This is a genomic window from Novosphingobium sp. BL-S-34 (assembly GCF_056857015.1).
The window spans coordinates 2,057,501-2,073,587 of record NZ_CM166473.1; the positions used below are offsets into that span (position 1 = coordinate 2,057,501).

Below are 16,087 nucleotides of genomic sequence, written 5' to 3' on the forward strand. Positions count from 1 at the left end.
GGGCCACCATCCGTGAAGTCGCCGGCAAGCGGCGACGCTTGGGCTGTCGCCAGATCGGCATCATGCTCGAACGCTCGGGATTGATGATGAACCACAAGAAACTCTCCCGGCTGTACCGGGGGAAGGTCTGTCGGTCCGCTGCCGTCGCGGTCGAAAACGGGCGCGTGGCAGTGATACACCGGTGCATCACACTCACCTCATGCCGCGGCTCAACCTTCGGACCCTGACCGAACTTATCCAATTTCGCAAAGGCCGCCGGGATCAAGGCTTCGTTCGAGGCGGCTTGCGCAGAGGCAGCACCGCCCCGACCCTTGCAACCTTACATCCGATTTTCACGCCTCTCCTGCACCGCTGGATCGACTTCGGAGCCGCCGCATGTCACATCGCCATGGAAGAGATCCGGACGACGGGACGGTGAAATCGATATCGGGGCGGAGAGCAAAGTGCTGAGATCATTTCCTGGCAGCGAAACGGAGGCCAGCGCCGCGTGGATCGATCTGATGTCGCCCGACGAGGCCGAAAAGGCCCGGATCGAGAAACGATACGGCATACGTATCCCCGACCTGGACACGCTTCGGGAAATCGAGACTTCGAGCCGTCTGCGTGTCGATGGCCATGTCCTCTACATGACCGCGCCCCTGATCGCCGGCACCACGACAAATCACTGGAAGCTGGCGCCCACGGGCTTCATTCTTACGCCGGACGTGCTCGTAACGGTCCACTATTCCGACCTTGCACCGTTTGACGCCGTCGCCGGCCAGCTGCGCGACAGCGCGGACCTGACCCCCCCGAGCGTATTGATCACGCTGCTGGAGGACGTGGTGGACCGCGCGGCAGACCATCTCGAGCACGCTTCGGAAATTCTCTCCCGCGCTTCGCAGGCGCTGTTCTTCGAGGAAGAGGCACGACCGGGCCTTCGCAAGGAAACGCGAAAGATCCGGGAGATCATACGCGATATGGGCCAGGCCAGCGACCGTGCCTCGCGCGTGCGCTACGCGTTCCTGAGCATCGGCCGGATGATAAGCTTCGTTCTGGACCGCTGCACGCCCAAGCTCGACGAGAACCTGCGTGAAAGGTTCGAATCGATCCGCCATGACATCAATTCGCTGGACGAATTCGAGACCAGCCTGGGCGGGCGTATCCAGCTCCAGCAGGATGCCGCTACCGCCTTCATCAACATCGAGCAAAACGATGTCGTGAAAGTGCTGACGGTGGCCTCGGTCGTCGGCATTCCGCCGGTGATGGTGGTCGGCGTCTACGGCATGAATTTCAAGCTCATGCCCGAACTGGACTGGCCGCTGGGCTACCCCTTCGCGCTGGCGCTCTGCGTGCTGTCGACCGTCATTCCCTATCTGTGGTTCAAGTGGCGCGGTTGGATCTAGGCCTAGGAACGGCGACCCGGACCGTGCTGCACGAAAGCACCGGGCTCGGTACTGCGGCCCCGGAAAAGGGCCTTCACGGCAGGGCGAGACGTTCACCCTTGAAGGCGTCGCCGTTACCGTTCGGCCTGTCGGCGCATCGCGGTAGCGGTCGAGATTTTTCCGAGGCCAGGCTGGGCGATGCTCCGTGTGGCCCTGTTCAACAATCGTGCGCCCCGGCGGCATCGCCGCCGTGGAGAGGCTTGGCACCGGCTGCCGCATTGTTGAGGCCTGTTCATCGGTGCGTTGCCGGAGGCGGGGCTAATGGCGGCGGCCCGGAAAGCCTAGATGAGGAGCCGGCGGTTCGCGCGTCCGGGCCGGCCATCAGCAACGTCGAAAAGGGCGGTCGGCATGATCGGATGGCCGCTCTCTCGGCGCCCGTTTGCACCGCTCAAGCTCAGGAAGGCACTCGCCCCATGGATATCACCCGCAAGGCAGACATGAAGACCGTCGAAGGCCCCGAGGCCTGTTTCACCGGCAAGGTCACGATTACCGGCCAGTTCCAGCGCGAGGATCCCTCGCGCGTGTCCGGGGCTATCGTGCACTTCGAGCCGGGCGCGCGCACGGCCTGGCATAGCCATCCGGCCGGGCAGACGCTGATCGTGACCGAGGGCATCGGCTGGACGCAGATCGAGGGCGGCGCCAAGCTGGAATTCCATGCCGGCGACATCCTTTGGTGTCCCGCTGAGCACAAGCACTGGCACGGCGCCACGCCGCATGAGGGCATGACCCATATCGCCGTGCAGGAAGTGGTCAACGGCACCCCCGTCACCTGGATGGAAAAAGTGACTGACGAGCAGTATTTAGCGCCATTGGCGAAGGATTGAGCCGATGCCGCATGTCATCGTGAAGCTGTGGCCGGGCAAGTCAGAGCCCTGTCCGACTTTATCGCCCAAGGCGTGATGGGCCATCTCGGCTACGGCGAGGGAGCGATTTCCATCGGCTTCGATGAGATTGTTGCCGATGACTGGGAAGACCAGGTTGTGAAGCCCGACATTCTCGGCAAATGGCCGAGCCTGTCGAAGCAGCCGGGATATGTCGGCCCACCTGCCTGAGTTGTGCGCGGCGTATCGCGAAGCCGGCGCTCATGGCCCGGCTTCGCGCCTCTCGCACTCAATCCATCCCGACTTTGCTGGGTGCCCAATAGGCTTTGGTCCTTATCCGGCCCGGCGGCACGCCATGCCGTTTCAGCGCCTGCCGCAGCCGTTGCACCGTTCCGGCCTTGCCGGTCAGGACGAAGGCATGGCCCGCGCCTGCCAGCGCGGGAAGCGCCGCCTCCATGTCCGCAAGGTGGGCATCGTTGGCCGATCGTCGGAAGATGTGCACCGCGCCCATGCTCAGATGGTCGGCCACGGCGGCGCTCTCCGTCTCGTCATCGACTTCGAAATATCCCGAGACGATCCGCCGGGGATCGTGCCACGCCGCCGCGCAGGCCAGTCCGAGGGAGGTTTCGTCACCAAAGAACGCGATCGGGCCGTCGAAGGGGCGCAAGTCGAGCGAGGGACGGGGGCCGAACAGGTGGCACTCGTCGCCCTCGCGGGCCTCCCGGAGCCAATGGCTGCCCGGCGCACTGCCATGAGCAAAACCCAGGAACTGCATTCGGCCGCTATCGGCATCCCAGTCCATCGGCGTGTAGGTGCGCGCGACGAAGGCGGAATCCATGGCGATCTGCACTTTCTGACCGGGCGCCCATTGCGTGGACCGAAGCGCGGGACCTTCCAGCGAGACGAGGCGAAAGCGCTCGCCCAGCGGCATATTGGCGGCGATGGCGGCGCGCTTCATGAGCAGCCCGATCAAGGCCTTGCCGATGCGGCCCGGCTTCCGTTCGGGCGCGGCGGGATCGCTGTAGGCCTCCACCATCAGGCGATCCTCACCGTGAATTCATTTCCGCGCCCCTCGCCGATCGGCAGCGGCTGCGAGAGATAGCCGTTCGCCGGATCGTGGATATAGGCCTGGTAGGCAGGATCGAAGGCATTCTCGCCAATGACCGCGGCGCCCGTTCGCAAGCGGGGCTCGATCAGCTTGAGGACCGGCAGGTACAGCGACATGGCACCATCGATGAGGGCCAGGTCGATCTCGCCGCCCGTGTCGCGCAGCGTTTGCAAGGCGTCGCCTTCCCGGATCTCGACGAGGTCGTCCAGACCGGCTGCGGCCAGATGGTCAAGGGCTTTCGCGACTTTGCCGGGCTCTAGTTCGGTGCCGATGACGATCCCGCCGCCATTGTCGCGCAGGCCGGCCGCGAGATAGAGGGTGGAAATGCCCATCGAGGTCCCGAATTCCACGATGCGCCGGGCTCCGGTCGCGCGGACGAGGGCATAGAGGAAGCGGCCGAATTCCGGCGATATCGCCAGGAAATTCCCGGCATAGCTCTGGTAGATGGCCGGATAGTCCTGCCGTTCCGCGGCCAGGTGCTCCCTGACGACCTCCTCGATCGTGGCACCGGGGGCGTTCAGCTTGGCCATCATCATCGCAAGGTGTTCGCGATCCGATGCTTCGGCGGTCTCATGCAGTCGTTCGAGAAGCGCGGCCACGCGCGGGCTGTCCAGAGTGTTCACGGCTGTTCCTTCAGGGATGGGCGAGGACGAAGGCGCCTCGACGGTGCCTGCCGTCTGGGATAAGGACGCGGCCGGGTGGCGTCATTACGAAGGCTTGCCATGTTGTTATTCAATACCGCCAATGCGGCCTCGCAGCCGGGATCATGCCTGTGCCGGTTCTGAATCCCGCCGATGTCACGGAATGGGTCGAGCCCGATGACGTCCCGCGGCCGATTGTGGCCTTCGGTGCGGCGATGACGGACGACGAGGACTTCGAACTCGATCCTCACCGGCATCGGAAGGGTCAGATCCTGTTGGTCCTGCGGGGGGCGATCAGTTGCGAGGTCGAGGGCGGTCTCTGGATCGTGCCTCCGCGCAGCGCGATCTGGATTCCCGGCGGCGCCTTGCATTCCTTCCGGATCACGGGCGCGCTGGAGGGATATTGCGCCTTCGTCGATCCCGCCCTGAGCGGTGCGCTGCCCAAGGCGAGCTGCGCCGTGGCGGTGACGCCGCTGCTGCGCGAGCTGCTCGCGCGCGCTGCCCATCTCAATTATCTCTACGAAGAGGGCGGTGCCAATTCCCGGCTCGTTTCGGTCATCCTCGACGAACTTGCCACGGCGCGCGTGGAGGATCTCCACCTGCCGATGCCCAGCGACAGCCGCCTGCGCCGGATCATGGATGCGATGATCGCCGCGCCTTCGGATCGCGGCTCCGTCGCGAGCTGGGCAAAGTGCGCCGGGCTCAGCGAGCGGACCATGCTGCGCATCGTCCATCGCGAAACCGGCATGAGCTTCGGGCAGTGGCGCAGGCAGTTGGGCGTCGTTCTGGCGATCAAATGGCTGGCCGGCGGCGCCACCATCCAGCAGGTCGCTGCCGACCTGGGCTACGAGAGCGTGCCGAGCTTCGTGACGATGTTCCGCAAGACGCTGGGGACTTCGCCCGCCCGGTACATGGCCGAGCGCCATGCCGGGTGAGCCTGCAAATCGAGTAGAGGGAAAGTCTTCAATGCCCTTTACGGGGCGACGGGCCGTTCTGCCGACATACCGCTGTCCTGCTTCCCGGACCCGATGAGGGTCGGCGCATCGGCGATGAACCGGTCCAGGACGCCGTCGGCCAGCTTGACCGGGCCGCCGAACCGGGTTGCGCCGGGAATGGTCTGGATCGCAGCGGCTTCGGCGGCAAGGCGCTGGGCGCCGGCGAAGTAACGGGAGGCCGCCTCGCTGCCCCGATCCGCCGCGTCGAGCCCGGCAGCGGTCAGCTGAAGCGCGCGGCCCCAGAGGGCCATGGCATCCAGCCAGGGGCGGGATTGTTCGGCGAAGCCGGGATCGACGGTGCCCGAGCGGATGATGTCGGGCGCGCCGGCGATCTCATCGGCCCGGCGCCCCAGCTCCGCGATGGCGAGGCGGCGCGCGGTACCGTCACCCTGCGCGATGGCGTCGCGCGTCCGGTCGAGCGCGGCTTTCAGGGCCGGCGCCTGCTCCTGCCAGGGCTGACTGCCGAACGTCGGCGCCATGTGCTGGGTGTCGAAGAACAGCATGAGTGCGGCCGCGGCCTGCGCGTCGCCGCCGGCCAGTTCGCGGGCAGCGGCGCGCCAGGTGCGATCGGCGTCGTAGTCCTTGTCGTTCCACCCGAAGGCGGCAACGCCGGTCACGGCGACGCGGCTGGGCGCCTCCTGGTTCATCGGGTTCGACAGGATGCCGGTCAGTTCCTCGGACAGCCCGGCCTCGCGGCGGGCATAAGGGGCCAGCAGCAGGCGTCCGGTCGTGGTGGCGTAGTCGTTCACGGGGTAGTTGTCCCAGAGCAGCGTCTTGCGGCCGAAGGCCTTGGTCGCGGCGCGGGCATCCGGGATCGAGATGGCGGGAGGCACCACGTCCGTGCCGGTCCACTGCACCACGACCCGGGGATCGAGATGCTTGCGCAGGGCGGCCTTGTACGGGCTTTCCTTCGCATCGTAATATTCGGTCGGCACCATGATCAGTGGGCGCGATGCCTTGTCCTTCCGCAGGAGGTCCGCCTGGACCGCGTTAAGCAGCGCCGCCTGGGCGACACCGGCCGCTTCCGCCCCCGAAGGCCCGAAGGCAGCCGCGTCCCGGTCGCAATTCCACTTGGTGTATTCGATATCGTCGAGCGCCACGTAGAAACTGTGGACGCCGATCGTGCGCAGGGCATCGAGCTTTCGCTCCATCGCCTCGCGGTCCGCCGGATCGGAGAAGCAGACCGACGGTCCGGGGGAGATCGCGTAGACGAAGTCCACATGGTTTCGCCGCGCCGCCGCGGCCAGCTTGCCCAGCGCGGCCAGGGTCTCGGCCGGGTAGGGCTCCCGCCAGCGGTCGCGCGCAAAGGGATCGTCCTTGGGGCTGTAGACGTAAGTGTTCGCTTTTACGCTGGCGAGGAAATCGAGATGCCTGGTTCTGTCCGCCATGGTCCAGGGCGCGCCGTAGAACCCCTCGATCGTGCCGCGGATGGGCATTGCCGGATGGTCCTGGATGACGAGCGCGGGCAGGGCGGGCTGTGCGGCGATCTGGCGAAAAGTCTGCACGGCGTGGAACAGTCCGTCGCCATCGCGGCCGGCCAGCGCGATCAGGCCGCCGCCGCCGATCGGGCGGCTGGCGATCGTATAGCCTTCGGCATGCGTGTCGAGCGAGGCACCGGTGTGCGCCAAGGCATCGCGGACGAGGGCGTTCTCCCCCGTCCCGAGCACGATATAGGGCTGCTGGAAAACCGAAGGGAGCTTGCGCGCCGTGGTGATGGTTTCCACGCCGGCGGCCGATAGAACCTTGCGAAGCAGCACGACGGTCTCGGGATCGACCCCGGGCGCTGTCACCAGGACGACCGAAGTGCCCAGGGCCAGGGCGCCGCCCGCCAGCTTGATCGAGGTCGGGGCCGGGATCACGACAGGCCGTGTCACCGTGCCAGCCAGGACGGGGCTCACCGAAAGGGCCAGTCCCGCAGCCATCAGGATCATGGACGAGCGTGCGACCGCGCTGCCGTTACCTTGCATCAACCCCATTCTCCCCGGTATCATAGTGGTATTATCGGAGATGGCTAATCGCTTTGGCGGTTGGCCGCAACCCATTAAGGCTGCGCAAGGTAAGGTGCGCGATGCGATAACGCCAACCTAGGTCCAATCCGAGGGTGGCCCGCGCCGCACCCGGGCGATCCCGCCGCTCCGGTGGCATCGGACCCGTTCCGCTCATCGCTGGCCTCTCCGCAGGCCATCTCACGCGCAGGTGTAGGAGGGAAAGCAATGGAACGGCTCGGTGTACCGCGCGTTCAGAACGGACTTCCCGCTTTCGAGGAACGCTTCATGGCTCAGGGACGTCAGCGCCGCGCAGCCCGCGATGGGAGCCTGAAGCGGGTTCGCGGCCGGACTGTGCCGACCGGCCCGACCGCACGCACTCGCGGCGAAACAAGGAGACATTCATGACCGAAATCCCCGCAGTCGCGCCTATGCTTGTCGAGGCGGAAACCACCGGGCTCAAGGTGCGTTCGCGCGATGGCGACAACCTGGGGCACATCAAGGCCTTCATGGTGGACAAGCGTTCGGGTCAATCGACTTACGCGGTGCTCAGCCTGGGCGGATTCCTGGGGTTCAACAAGAGCTTCTACCCGGTGCCCTTCAGCGTCCTGGCTTATGACGCCACGGACGACGACTACATCGTGGCGATCGACCGGCGTGTGCTGGAAGGCGGGCCGAACTGGGCCAACAACGCGCCGGAGTTCAACCAGGCCTATGCTGACCGCGTGTCGAGCTATTACGGGACCGCACCGAGGCCGATCGCTTAGGCGGCGCCCCGGTTCGGCTGGGCAAGTTCGGCTCGATCACCCCGCCGGCAGCACCGTTCCATCGCTGGAGCGGGCTGCCGCCAGGCTTTCGCGCACGCGGGCCAGGGCGAGAGCGGCGGGCTCCTGCTCGCCCATCAGCGCGAAGGACCCGTTGAGGTCGAACATGCAGTGGCCGTGGACGGTGGCCACGAGCGAGCGGGCAAGGCGCGGGGCGTCGGTCTGGCAGGCAGGCGGCAGCACGGCGCGCACTTCGTCCACCACCATTTCGGTCAGGCCGCCGCGCAGAACGTCCTGTTCGGGCGGGATCGTGACGTCGGGCGGAAGATGATGGTCGTAGATCGCCAGCCAAGCATTGCGATTGGCGCGGGCGAAGCCGAAGTAGGCTTCCACCAGCACGCGGATGCGGTCCTCTGCGCCACTGGCCAGGGCCTGCCGGATGTAGTCCGTCCAGATCACGAAGGTCCGCGTGTTGATGGCGATCAGCAGCTGATCGTACGTGCCGAAGACGTTGTAGAGCGTGCCGATCGAATAGCCGATCCGCTTGGCCACTTCCCTTGCGGAAAAGCGCGCGAAGCCGACTTCCGCGAGGTGCTTGTGCCCCTCGACGATCAGCATCTGTTCCAGTTCCTTGCGGCTATGGTCCGATCGTCTGCCCATGCGCGGCAATGTAACAAATGCCGTTAAAATGAACAGCGTTGAATATGCCTTCGGCCGCGCGATCCGGCGGCCCTCCGCAGAGGGCCGCCGGGTATCGTCAGAAGCGGAAGTTGACGCCGGCGCCCAGGACGCGGGGGTCGTTCACGAAGGCGGTCAGGTTGTTGAAATCGATCGCGCCGATCACGTTCGACTCGTTGGTGATGTTGCGGCCGAACACGAAGACGTCCACCGCGTCGGAGGGCGAACGCCAGCCGATGCGCGCACCGCCTTCGAAGTTCGTGCCGACGTGGAATTCGGTGGCGTCGTAAAGGAACAGGTTGAAGTCCTTCTGCGCCACCCAGTCGGTCTGGGCGTAGAGCTTGCTGCCGCTCGCCAGCTCGTAAGTGTACGAGGCGTTGAAGTTGAACAGCCAGCGCGGCGCCTGCGGGAAGGGATTGCCGTTGATCGAGGCGCGGCGCGTGGTGCCGACGTTGACGATGGGATCGCGCACGGTGCAGGCCGCACCGCAGAAGGCGACCAGCAGGTCCGGGTCGTCGATCTTGGTGAAGTTGTAGGAAACGCCGCCGTTGAACTGGAGGCCGCGAACCGGGTTGGCGGTGGCTTCGAATTCGACGCCCCGGCCCTTGCCGCGCTTGGCGTTGATGAGCTGGTTGAAGTTGCCCTGGCCGCCGATGGCGGTGAACTGCGGGTCCTTCAGGTCGTAGATATAGCCGGTCAGATCCACGCGGAAGCGGTTGTCGGGCGTGGCCGCCTTGATGCCGGCTTCATAGGACGTGATCGTTTCCGAATCCGCCGTCGTCAGGATGTTCGAGGTGGCGATGCGGCCCTGGATCGAAGGACCGCGATAGCCGTGGGCGATGCGGCCGAACAGGCTGACCTGCGGGCTGACTTTATAGAGCGCGCTGACGTCCCAGCTCGGCTGCTTGTCGCCCACATGGCGCGAATCCGCGAAAGGCGCGCCGAGGGTGCGGGCGGCGTCGAGGTCGCGCTGGTCGCGGGTCCAGCGGGCGCCGCCGGTCAGGCGCAGGCTGTCGGTCACGTCGTAGTGGACCTGCCCGAAGACCGACCAGCTGTCGCTCTTCTGGCGCAGTTCGGAGATCACCGTGGGATTAATGCCGCCGGTGCCGTTCCACGAAGCCGAGATCAGCTCGAACTTCTCGCGCCAGTAGAACGCGCCGACCTGCCAGCCGAAGCGGGTATCGCCATTGCTGGCGAGGCGGACTTCGTATGTCTGCTGGTCGAGGTCGCTGGAAAGGGTGCCGGTTTCCGAGTTGAACGGAATGGTGCCGCTGCCTGCCGTGGTGCCGAGCACGCCGCCGTCGATGTCGCCGCGGCCCGAGCTGCTGCCCTGATAGGCCGAGACGATGGCGGTCAGCGTCGCGCCGCCGAGGTCATAGTCGACATGCAGCGCCTCGGAGGTGGTGTCCTGCGCCTGCGGGTTGTTGCGGCCGCCGTCGTAATAGACGGTGTCGCGGTCGTAGCGGTCGTTGAGCTTGTTCGAGCCAGTGGTCAGCACGTTGGCGCGGTTGAGCGTGCCGGTGCCGCGATAGGAACGGGCCTGGAGCGTCAGCAGCACCGAAAGGCGGTCGTCCGGCTTCCACAGGGCGTGGATGCGGCCGGCGATGTCGTCGAAGCCGCCAAGGTCCTTGCCGGGCTTGGTGAAGGAGGCGTCATAGGCGTTGTTCACCCAGTCCTCGCGGTGGTTGGCAAGGCCGGCGACGCGCAGCGACAGGGTGCTCGAAACCGGGATGGTCGCGCCCACTTCGGCGCGGATCGTTCCGAGTTCGCCCACGGTGAACTGCGCCTGGCCTTCGTCATGGTCGCCGGGGCGGCGGGTGTCCATCTTGACGACGCCGGCCGGGGTGTTGCGGCCGAACAGCGTGCCTTGCGGGCCCTTGAGCACTTCCACGCTGTCGAGGTCGAAGATCGGGAAGCCCTTGAGGTAGACGTTCTCCAGCACCACGTCGTCGAGCACGACTGAGACCGGCTGGGAGGCGTTGAAGTCGAAGTCCACGTTGCCAAGGCCGCGAATGTAGAGGCGCGGGGCGTAGCGGCCATTCGAGCTTTCGACGTAAAGGCTGGGCGTGCGGCCGGCCAGCGAAAGAATGTCGCCGCCGCCTTCGGCGATGGCGCTGATCTTGTCTCCGGAGAGGACCGAGACGGCGATCGGCACGTCGCGGATGTTTTCGGGGCGGCGCTGGGCGGTGACGACGATGTCGGCGGAAGCGTCGAGGGTGTCCGGCGCGGTCTGGGCCAGAGCAGGCGTCGCGCCGGCCAGAAGTGCCGGCACGCTGGCCAGCCAGTAAGTCTTCGTCTTCATCGTTGCACCCCTTGCGCGCGGCCGGTAGCTGACGAGCCGCCGCGCCCGCGAGACCTTGTGGTCTGGCGGACAGGGGTCGCACCGGCGTTCTTCCTTGAAGCGCGGCCCTTAGCCCCCGATTGTGACATTTCCGATAAATTTCTTCCGTGCATCCACAAGAAATCGTAACTCGGTCATATGTTTATTGAAATTATGACATTTTTGCGACGGTACGGTTCCGCGGCGGCCGCCGGTCTGTCCTTCTCGGCACTCACGATGGCTGCGGGCGCGTCACCCGATGCCGGCGCCGATTCCCGTGCTTTCGATGTCGTGCCGCTCGGCGTGGCGGGCGGCGTGGTCGAAGGTTCGACGACCGCCTGGTACATCGCCCGGAAGGGGCAGAAGCAGGGGCTCGCCTGCGATGCCGGCACGCTGGTTCCGGGCATCCGCGTGGCCATCGCCAGGGGCGGATTTCCGGCCGGCACCCGCGCCGGGGACGTGCTGCACCGTAGGATCGGCGCCTATCTCGTCACCCATCCGCATCTCGACCATGTCGCCGGCCTGGTGATGGTTTCGCCTGACGACAGCGCGAAGCCGATCCTGGCCCTGCCGGCGGTGAATGCGGCGCTGGCGGCCGATTACTTCAACTGGAGCGCGTGGCCAAACATGGGCGACCGCGGGCGGCCACCCTTGCTGGCGCGCTATCATTACCAGGATCTCGATCCCGTCGCGGCGCCCGTGCCGGTCGCGGCGACGGGCCTGACCGTCACCGCATTTCCGCTTTCGCACGGCGGCGCCCTGTCCACTGCCTTCCTCATCCGCGCAGGGGAGCAGGCGCTGCTCTGCATGGGGGACACCGGCCCCGATGCCGTCGAGCATTCGACCCGGCTCGACGCGCTCTGGCAGGCCTTGGCGCCGCTGGTACGCGCCGGGCATCTGCGCGCGATCATCGTCGAGACGTCCTATCCCGACCCGCGCAAGGACGCCGAGCTGTTCGGCCACCTCACCCCGCGCTGGCTGCACCGCGAACTGGCGCGGCTGGCGCAGCTGTCGGGCGGGACGGGGGCGTTGAAGGGGCTGCCCGTGGTGATCGGCCATATCAAGCCCTCGGTCGACGGGGACCCCGCGATCGCCGCGACCATCGCCCGCCAGCTGGCCGAGGGTGACGGCCCGCCCGTCCGCTACGTCATCGCCGAACAGGGCGCCGCGCTGGCGTTCTGAGCCCCATCCTGAGGAGGCGCCGTACGTCGCGGCGCACCTTGTTCCAGGCCATCCATGTGCCGGTGCCGCAGACGAACGTGACGGCGGCCAGCAGCGGCAGGACCACCAGATCCCACCACGGGCGCCGGCGCAGCAGCGGCAGGTCCAGCCGGTGCAGGCCGTCCTGCAGCCAGCGGAACCCACGCCCGTTACGGTCGACAGCGCGCAGGAGCCGGCCGCTCAACGGATCGATGTAGAGGCGGGTCGCCTCGGCATCGGCCAGAACGGCGCGCCAGACCGGAAGCGCCGCGGGGGAACGGCGGCCATAGTAGTAGGCGTCCTCTTCCTCCAGGAGTTCGAGCGAGGCGAGCGAGGGCCTGCCCGACAGCGCGGTGCGCAGCGCGTCCTCGCCGAAGAGAGCGGGCTTTCCGGCAGCGTCGAAGCGCTGCGACGAAACTTCGCCGTCCGATATGGGCAGGCCCGATACCAGCAGGAAAGTGCGCCCGCCGAGCGGGGCGGTCACCACCCGGCGCGCGCCGCGCGGCAGGTCGCCGAGCGCGGAGAGCGCCTGGCGCACATCGCGCCAGTGCATCGGCCCGGCCAGCCGCCCGGCTTCGGCAGGGCCGGCCGCGGAATCGAGGAAGCCCCAGGGGTTCATCGAAAACAGGCCGCTCGCGACCCAGCTCAGGGTCAGCAAGCCGAAGAACAGCCCAAAGACATGGTGCCACCACCACAGGCCCTTGTAGGGCGAGCCGAGAGTCCCGTCCCGCCTGCGCCGCAGCCGCGCGATACCGGCCCAGATGCCGGTGCCGGTGAGGAAGCAGCCGGCAAGCGAGGTCCAGACCACGACCTGGTTCCAAAGTGCGGCGTCCTCCCGCAGGATCGTGGGGTAGAGCCAGTGCGGCACGGCGCCCAGCCAGCCCCAGAAGCGCTGGAAACGAGTGGTCTCCTGCACCACCTCGCCCGAACGGCCGGAGATGTAGATCACGGTCCCGGCGGGATCGGCATAGTCGGCGCGGTAGAGCGGGGCGCTCCGCCGGTAGGTCTGCACCGTCCACTGGTCGATGCCGGTTTCGGACAGAGCGGGCGCTGCGCCGCCGATCGCATGGCCGCGGGCGTAGTCCGCCGCGATCCTGGCGAGGTCGGCGCGCCCGGGCGGGGCCAGCTTCCGCCCCGTGGCCAGGTCGATGGTTTCGGGCATGGCCTGCATCTGCGCGATGGGGCGGTCGCCGGTGGCCGCGGAAACGATCCGCAGGACCGGGCGGCCGGCCATCATCTCGACGCGCGCAGAGGCGATCGGCAGGTCTGGCGCGAGGCCTGCCTCTTCCCACGCGGCATCGTTCCAGACCGGACCGGGCGGCAGTTGCAGCGGCGCCAGGCCCTGCAACTGCGCTGCCGGCTCCAGCCTCGGATAGTCCACGTAGATCATCACGAAGCCCGACAGGCACCAGAGTGTCATCAGCAGCCCGACGAAGACGCCGAGCCAGCGATGAAGGACGAGGACGGGGCGCGGCAGCAAGCTGCGGGGCAGCAGGCTACCGGGCGCCTTGGAAGGCTGGAGCGCGACCACGGCGTCAGAAACTCAGGCCGTATTGCATCCGCAGCGTGCGCGGCACGCCCCGGTTGAAATAGAGGAAGCGGCTGTTGCTGCCATCGAGCACGCCCTGGTCGGTCGCGGCCGAAAGGTAGCCGCGCGTGGCATATTCCCGGTCGAGCAGGTTCTCGATATTGACGCCGAAGCGGTTCCGCCGCGCCGCCCCGTCGACGTAAAGATAAGCGCCGACATCGAGCAGGGCGTAGTTGCCGTAGTTCCGCCGCCCCGCGCCGGATGCGGTCGACCAGACATCGCCGATCCAGCTGGCGTTGAGGCTCGCGCCGAAGGGCTGGTCTTCGGGCGCATAGGAGAAGGCGGCCTTGGCATATTGCTTGGGGTTGCGGTCCAGCTGCGTCGATGCGCCCTTTTCGCGCACGCGGGCATATGTGTAGCTGGCCGAGATGCCCCAGCCGCCCGGCCAGCGCGCGTCGAGTTCCAGCTCCGCGCCTTGCGAGCGGACCTTGCCGTCGAGATTGGCGTAAGTGCCGCCGGGGAAGGCGGGATCGTCGTAGACGCTGTCGATCATGTCCGTGATGCGCCGGTCGAAATACGTCCCTTTCCAGCCCAGCGAGGCCGCGCCCAGCGGCAGGATGCCGCCTGCCGAGAGGTTGAGCGAAAGGCTCTGCTCGGCCCTGAGGTTCGGATTGCCCACCTCGCAGCAAGGGTCGTTGCCGTAGAGCTGAGAGGCGTCGGGCAGCACGAAGGCCGTGCCGCCATTGGCTTCCAGATAGAGCGCCTCGGCAAAGTCGTAGCGGCCCGAGACGTTCCAGATCGTCTTGCGCGCGCCGTCCGTGCGATTGTAGCGCAGGCCCGCCGCCAGGCGGCCCTTCGACGAGATCTCGTCGGTGGTGCGAAGCTGCAGGATCCCGGCGTGGACCTGCTCGCTGGTCGGCGCGATCAGCAGCACGTCGTCCCGGCCGCTGAAGTTCTGGAAGTCGTAGCCCAGCAGGTATTCCAGGCCGGGGTGCAGATGCAGCTTCATCACCGCGCTGCCGCCCCAGTCGCGGTAGCCCCAGAAGGTGCCGGCGGGGTAGATCACCTGGGGCTGATGGTCGGGCAGCGAATTGCGGATCTGGATGTAGGCGGTCTTCCAGTCGTGGAAATAGCCTTTCAGGAAGAACTGCACAGTGTCGCTGCCGGTGTAGTCGAGCCGCAGGCTGGCCACTTCCTCGTTCCGGTCATTGCGGCTCTCGCGAATGCGGGTGGGGGCAAGGTTGTCGAGCTTCGCCTCGGTATGCTGGTACTGCGCGTTGAGCGCGAGATCCGGCGCCAGCCCGTACTGGTACTTGAGCCCGGCCGACCACAAGTCGTAGCCGAGGTGCCGGTCGGTGAGGCTGGGCTGATAGGCGCTGTAGGGCAGGTAGCCTTCCGAGCGATTGTGCGAGGCATAAGCCACGAAGCGGTGGTCGCCCAGGGCGCCGCGCGCATAGCCGTCCAGGGTCGTGCCGCCCCAGCTGTCGACCGAGGCATTGACCTGGCCGCCCGGATCGTCGGAAAAGCTGCGCGTCACCACGTTGATCACTCCGGCCGAAGCCTGGGTGCCGTAGAACAAGCTCTCTCCGCCGCGCAGGACCTCGATCCGCTCGATCATGCTGGCGGGCAGCGTGTCGTTGGGCGAGGTGCTGCCGTACAGGCGGTTGTTGAGGCGGATGCCGTCCATCGTCCAGAGCACGTCCTGCGTGCGCGAACCCTGCAGCGAGACGTCTACGTAAGTGAACGGGCCATTGCGGCCGCGCACGTAGAGGCCCGGTACCTGGTCCAGCGCCTTGGTCACGTCCACCGCGCCGCTGTTGCGGATCTGCCGTTCATCGACGGTGACGACGTCGTTGCCGTAGCGGGAGAGTTCCTGCGGCAGCGTCTCTTCCAGGCTCTGTCCGGTGACGACGATCGAAGGGCCATCCGCCTCTGCGGCATCGGCCTCCCGGCCTTCGACCTTCCGGCCTTCGACCTTCCCGCCATCCGCGGCCCGGGCCTGCGCGGCGCAGGCGAGAGTCAGCACCGCGGCAAGCGCCGCGTGCGAAACGGTTGCGATCTTCATTTCATTCCCCTGCCGGGCGCCAAGCGAGCTTTTGGCAAGGGTCTGCCGCTCGCGAACCCAGGCCCGCGAACGACCGGCGCGTCGACCGGCCGGGCGCCCGGATTCGGGACGACCGCTCAGCGCACCGTGCGGCCCTTGCCGCTGGTTCGTCGCTCAGACGGAAAAATCACCGTGCCCCGGCCATCCCCTGGACCAAAGCAAGAGCGACCGTACGCTGGCAGGTCTCCTGGCTCACGGGTCATCGCTCGATGCACGGCCTTCCCAGGCCTCGCAGGATTTAGCGTCCGGCCCAGTGGCTGCGGCAGGGGGCATTGCCCGGCCGCGTGATGTGCATCGCGCTCACCGCTTACAGTTGCAGGGACAGCCTCGGTTTCAAGAGGAAGCCTCTCTCACCGTGTTCCCTATTAAGCCTCTTTCGAGGCACCAGCGCGATCATTGCCCGCCATCCTTGCGGAAATGGCGGACGCGATGAGCTAGCCGGGGCGTGCGCCCTGTGCAAGCGGGATGTGTTCGTGTGGGCGAAGCCGGCCGGAGCGCGCCCGTTCCGGTTCACGTCCGTTC

General features: G+C 66.9%; 13 protein-coding genes, 1 pseudogene and 1 riboswitch (1 of these 15 only partly in view). Of the genes and pseudogenes, 7 read left to right on the forward strand and 7 right to left on the reverse strand.

Annotated elements, in window-relative coordinates; translation table 11 throughout:
* The 4 genes and pseudogenes from AC1VV3_RS22715 to AC1VV3_RS22730 all read left to right on the forward strand — a co-directional run.
* Positions 1–184, forward strand: a pseudogene (locus AC1VV3_RS22715) (IS3 family transposase) (its annotated part extends 140 nt beyond the left edge of the window); the annotation flags it as partial.
* Between the two features lie 259 nt (positions 185–443).
* Positions 444–1,382 (forward strand): magnesium transporter CorA family protein, encoded by a 939-nt coding sequence (locus AC1VV3_RS22720; RefSeq protein ID WP_431567882.1) that lies wholly within the window; start codon positions 444–446, stop codon positions 1,380–1,382.
* A gap of 452 nt (positions 1,383–1,834) precedes the next feature.
* Positions 1,835–2,245, forward strand: a complete 411-nt coding sequence (locus AC1VV3_RS22725; RefSeq protein ID WP_431567881.1) for a (R)-mandelonitrile lyase — start codon at positions 1,835–1,837, stop codon at positions 2,243–2,245.
* Between the two features lie 27 nt (positions 2,246–2,272).
* On the forward strand, positions 2,273–2,473 hold the full coding sequence (locus AC1VV3_RS22730) for a tautomerase family protein (protein ID WP_482962583.1): 201 nt from the start codon (positions 2,273–2,275) through the stop codon (positions 2,471–2,473).
* 58 nt (positions 2,474–2,531) lie between these two features.
* On the opposite strand, the gene AC1VV3_RS22735 is transcribed toward AC1VV3_RS22730, so the two are convergent.
* Both AC1VV3_RS22735 and AC1VV3_RS22740 read right to left on the reverse strand, forming a co-directional pair.
* Positions 2,532–3,278, reverse strand: coding sequence for a siderophore-interacting protein (locus AC1VV3_RS22735; protein ID WP_482962584.1), 747 nt, complete (start codon positions 3,276–3,278; stop codon positions 2,532–2,534).
* Positions 3,278–3,973 (reverse strand): O-methyltransferase, encoded by a 696-nt coding sequence (locus tag AC1VV3_RS22740; protein ID WP_482962585.1) that lies wholly within the window; start codon positions 3,971–3,973, stop codon positions 3,278–3,280. Before AC1VV3_RS22740 ends, AC1VV3_RS22735 begins: the two co-directional genes overlap by 1 nt.
* Positions 3,974–4,116: 143 nt before the next feature.
* Here AC1VV3_RS22740 and AC1VV3_RS22745 point away from each other — a divergent pair, with 143 nt between their 5' ends.
* On the forward strand, positions 4,117–4,926 hold the full coding sequence (locus tag AC1VV3_RS22745; protein WP_431567877.1) for an AraC family transcriptional regulator: 810 nt from the start codon (positions 4,117–4,119) through the stop codon (positions 4,924–4,926).
* A gap of 38 nt (positions 4,927–4,964) precedes the next feature.
* On the opposite strand, the gene AC1VV3_RS22750 is transcribed toward AC1VV3_RS22745, so the two are convergent.
* The gene (locus AC1VV3_RS22750) at positions 4,965–6,917 is read right to left on the reverse strand and encodes a glycoside hydrolase family 84 protein (protein WP_482962586.1); all 1,953 of its coding nucleotides are present in this window, start codon (positions 6,915–6,917) and stop codon (positions 4,965–4,967) included.
* Positions 6,918–7,375: 458 nt separating this feature from the next.
* On the opposite strand from AC1VV3_RS22750, the gene AC1VV3_RS22755 reads away from it, so the two are divergent.
* Positions 7,376–7,738 (forward strand): PRC-barrel domain-containing protein, encoded by a 363-nt coding sequence (locus AC1VV3_RS22755; RefSeq protein ID WP_482962587.1) that lies wholly within the window; start codon positions 7,376–7,378, stop codon positions 7,736–7,738.
* 36 nt (positions 7,739–7,774) lie between these two features.
* Here AC1VV3_RS22755 and AC1VV3_RS22760 read toward each other — a convergent pair whose 3' ends face one another.
* Positions 7,775–8,395, reverse strand: coding sequence for a TetR/AcrR family transcriptional regulator (locus AC1VV3_RS22760; RefSeq protein ID WP_482962588.1), 621 nt, complete (start codon positions 8,393–8,395; stop codon positions 7,775–7,777).
* Between the two features lie 97 nt (positions 8,396–8,492).
* On the reverse strand, positions 8,493–10,715 hold the full coding sequence (locus AC1VV3_RS22765) for a TonB-dependent receptor (protein ID WP_482962589.1): 2,223 nt from the start codon (positions 10,713–10,715) through the stop codon (positions 8,493–8,495).
* A gap of 201 nt (positions 10,716–10,916) precedes the next feature.
* Between AC1VV3_RS22765 and AC1VV3_RS22770 the strand changes: the two genes are divergently transcribed.
* Entirely contained in the window at positions 10,917–11,915 is a 999-nt protein-coding gene (locus AC1VV3_RS22770; protein WP_482962590.1) for an MBL fold metallo-hydrolase, read from the forward strand.
* Here the strand turns inward: AC1VV3_RS22770 and AC1VV3_RS22775 are convergent.
* Together AC1VV3_RS22775 and AC1VV3_RS22780 are read right to left on the reverse strand one after the other, a co-directional pair.
* Positions 11,881–13,464, reverse strand: coding sequence for a PepSY domain-containing protein (locus AC1VV3_RS22775; RefSeq protein ID WP_482962591.1), 1,584 nt, complete (start codon positions 13,462–13,464; stop codon positions 11,881–11,883). The genes AC1VV3_RS22770 and AC1VV3_RS22775 overlap by 35 nt on opposite strands.
* 4 nt (positions 13,465–13,468) lie before the next feature.
* Positions 13,469–15,526: a TonB-dependent receptor plug domain-containing protein gene (locus AC1VV3_RS22780; protein WP_482962592.1), complete on the reverse strand. Its 2,058-nt coding sequence runs from the start codon at positions 15,524–15,526 to the stop codon at positions 13,469–13,471.
* A gap of 199 nt (positions 15,527–15,725) precedes the next feature.
* Positions 15,726–15,967, reverse strand: a riboswitch (cobalamin riboswitch).
* Positions 15,968–16,087 lie beyond the last annotated feature (120 nt).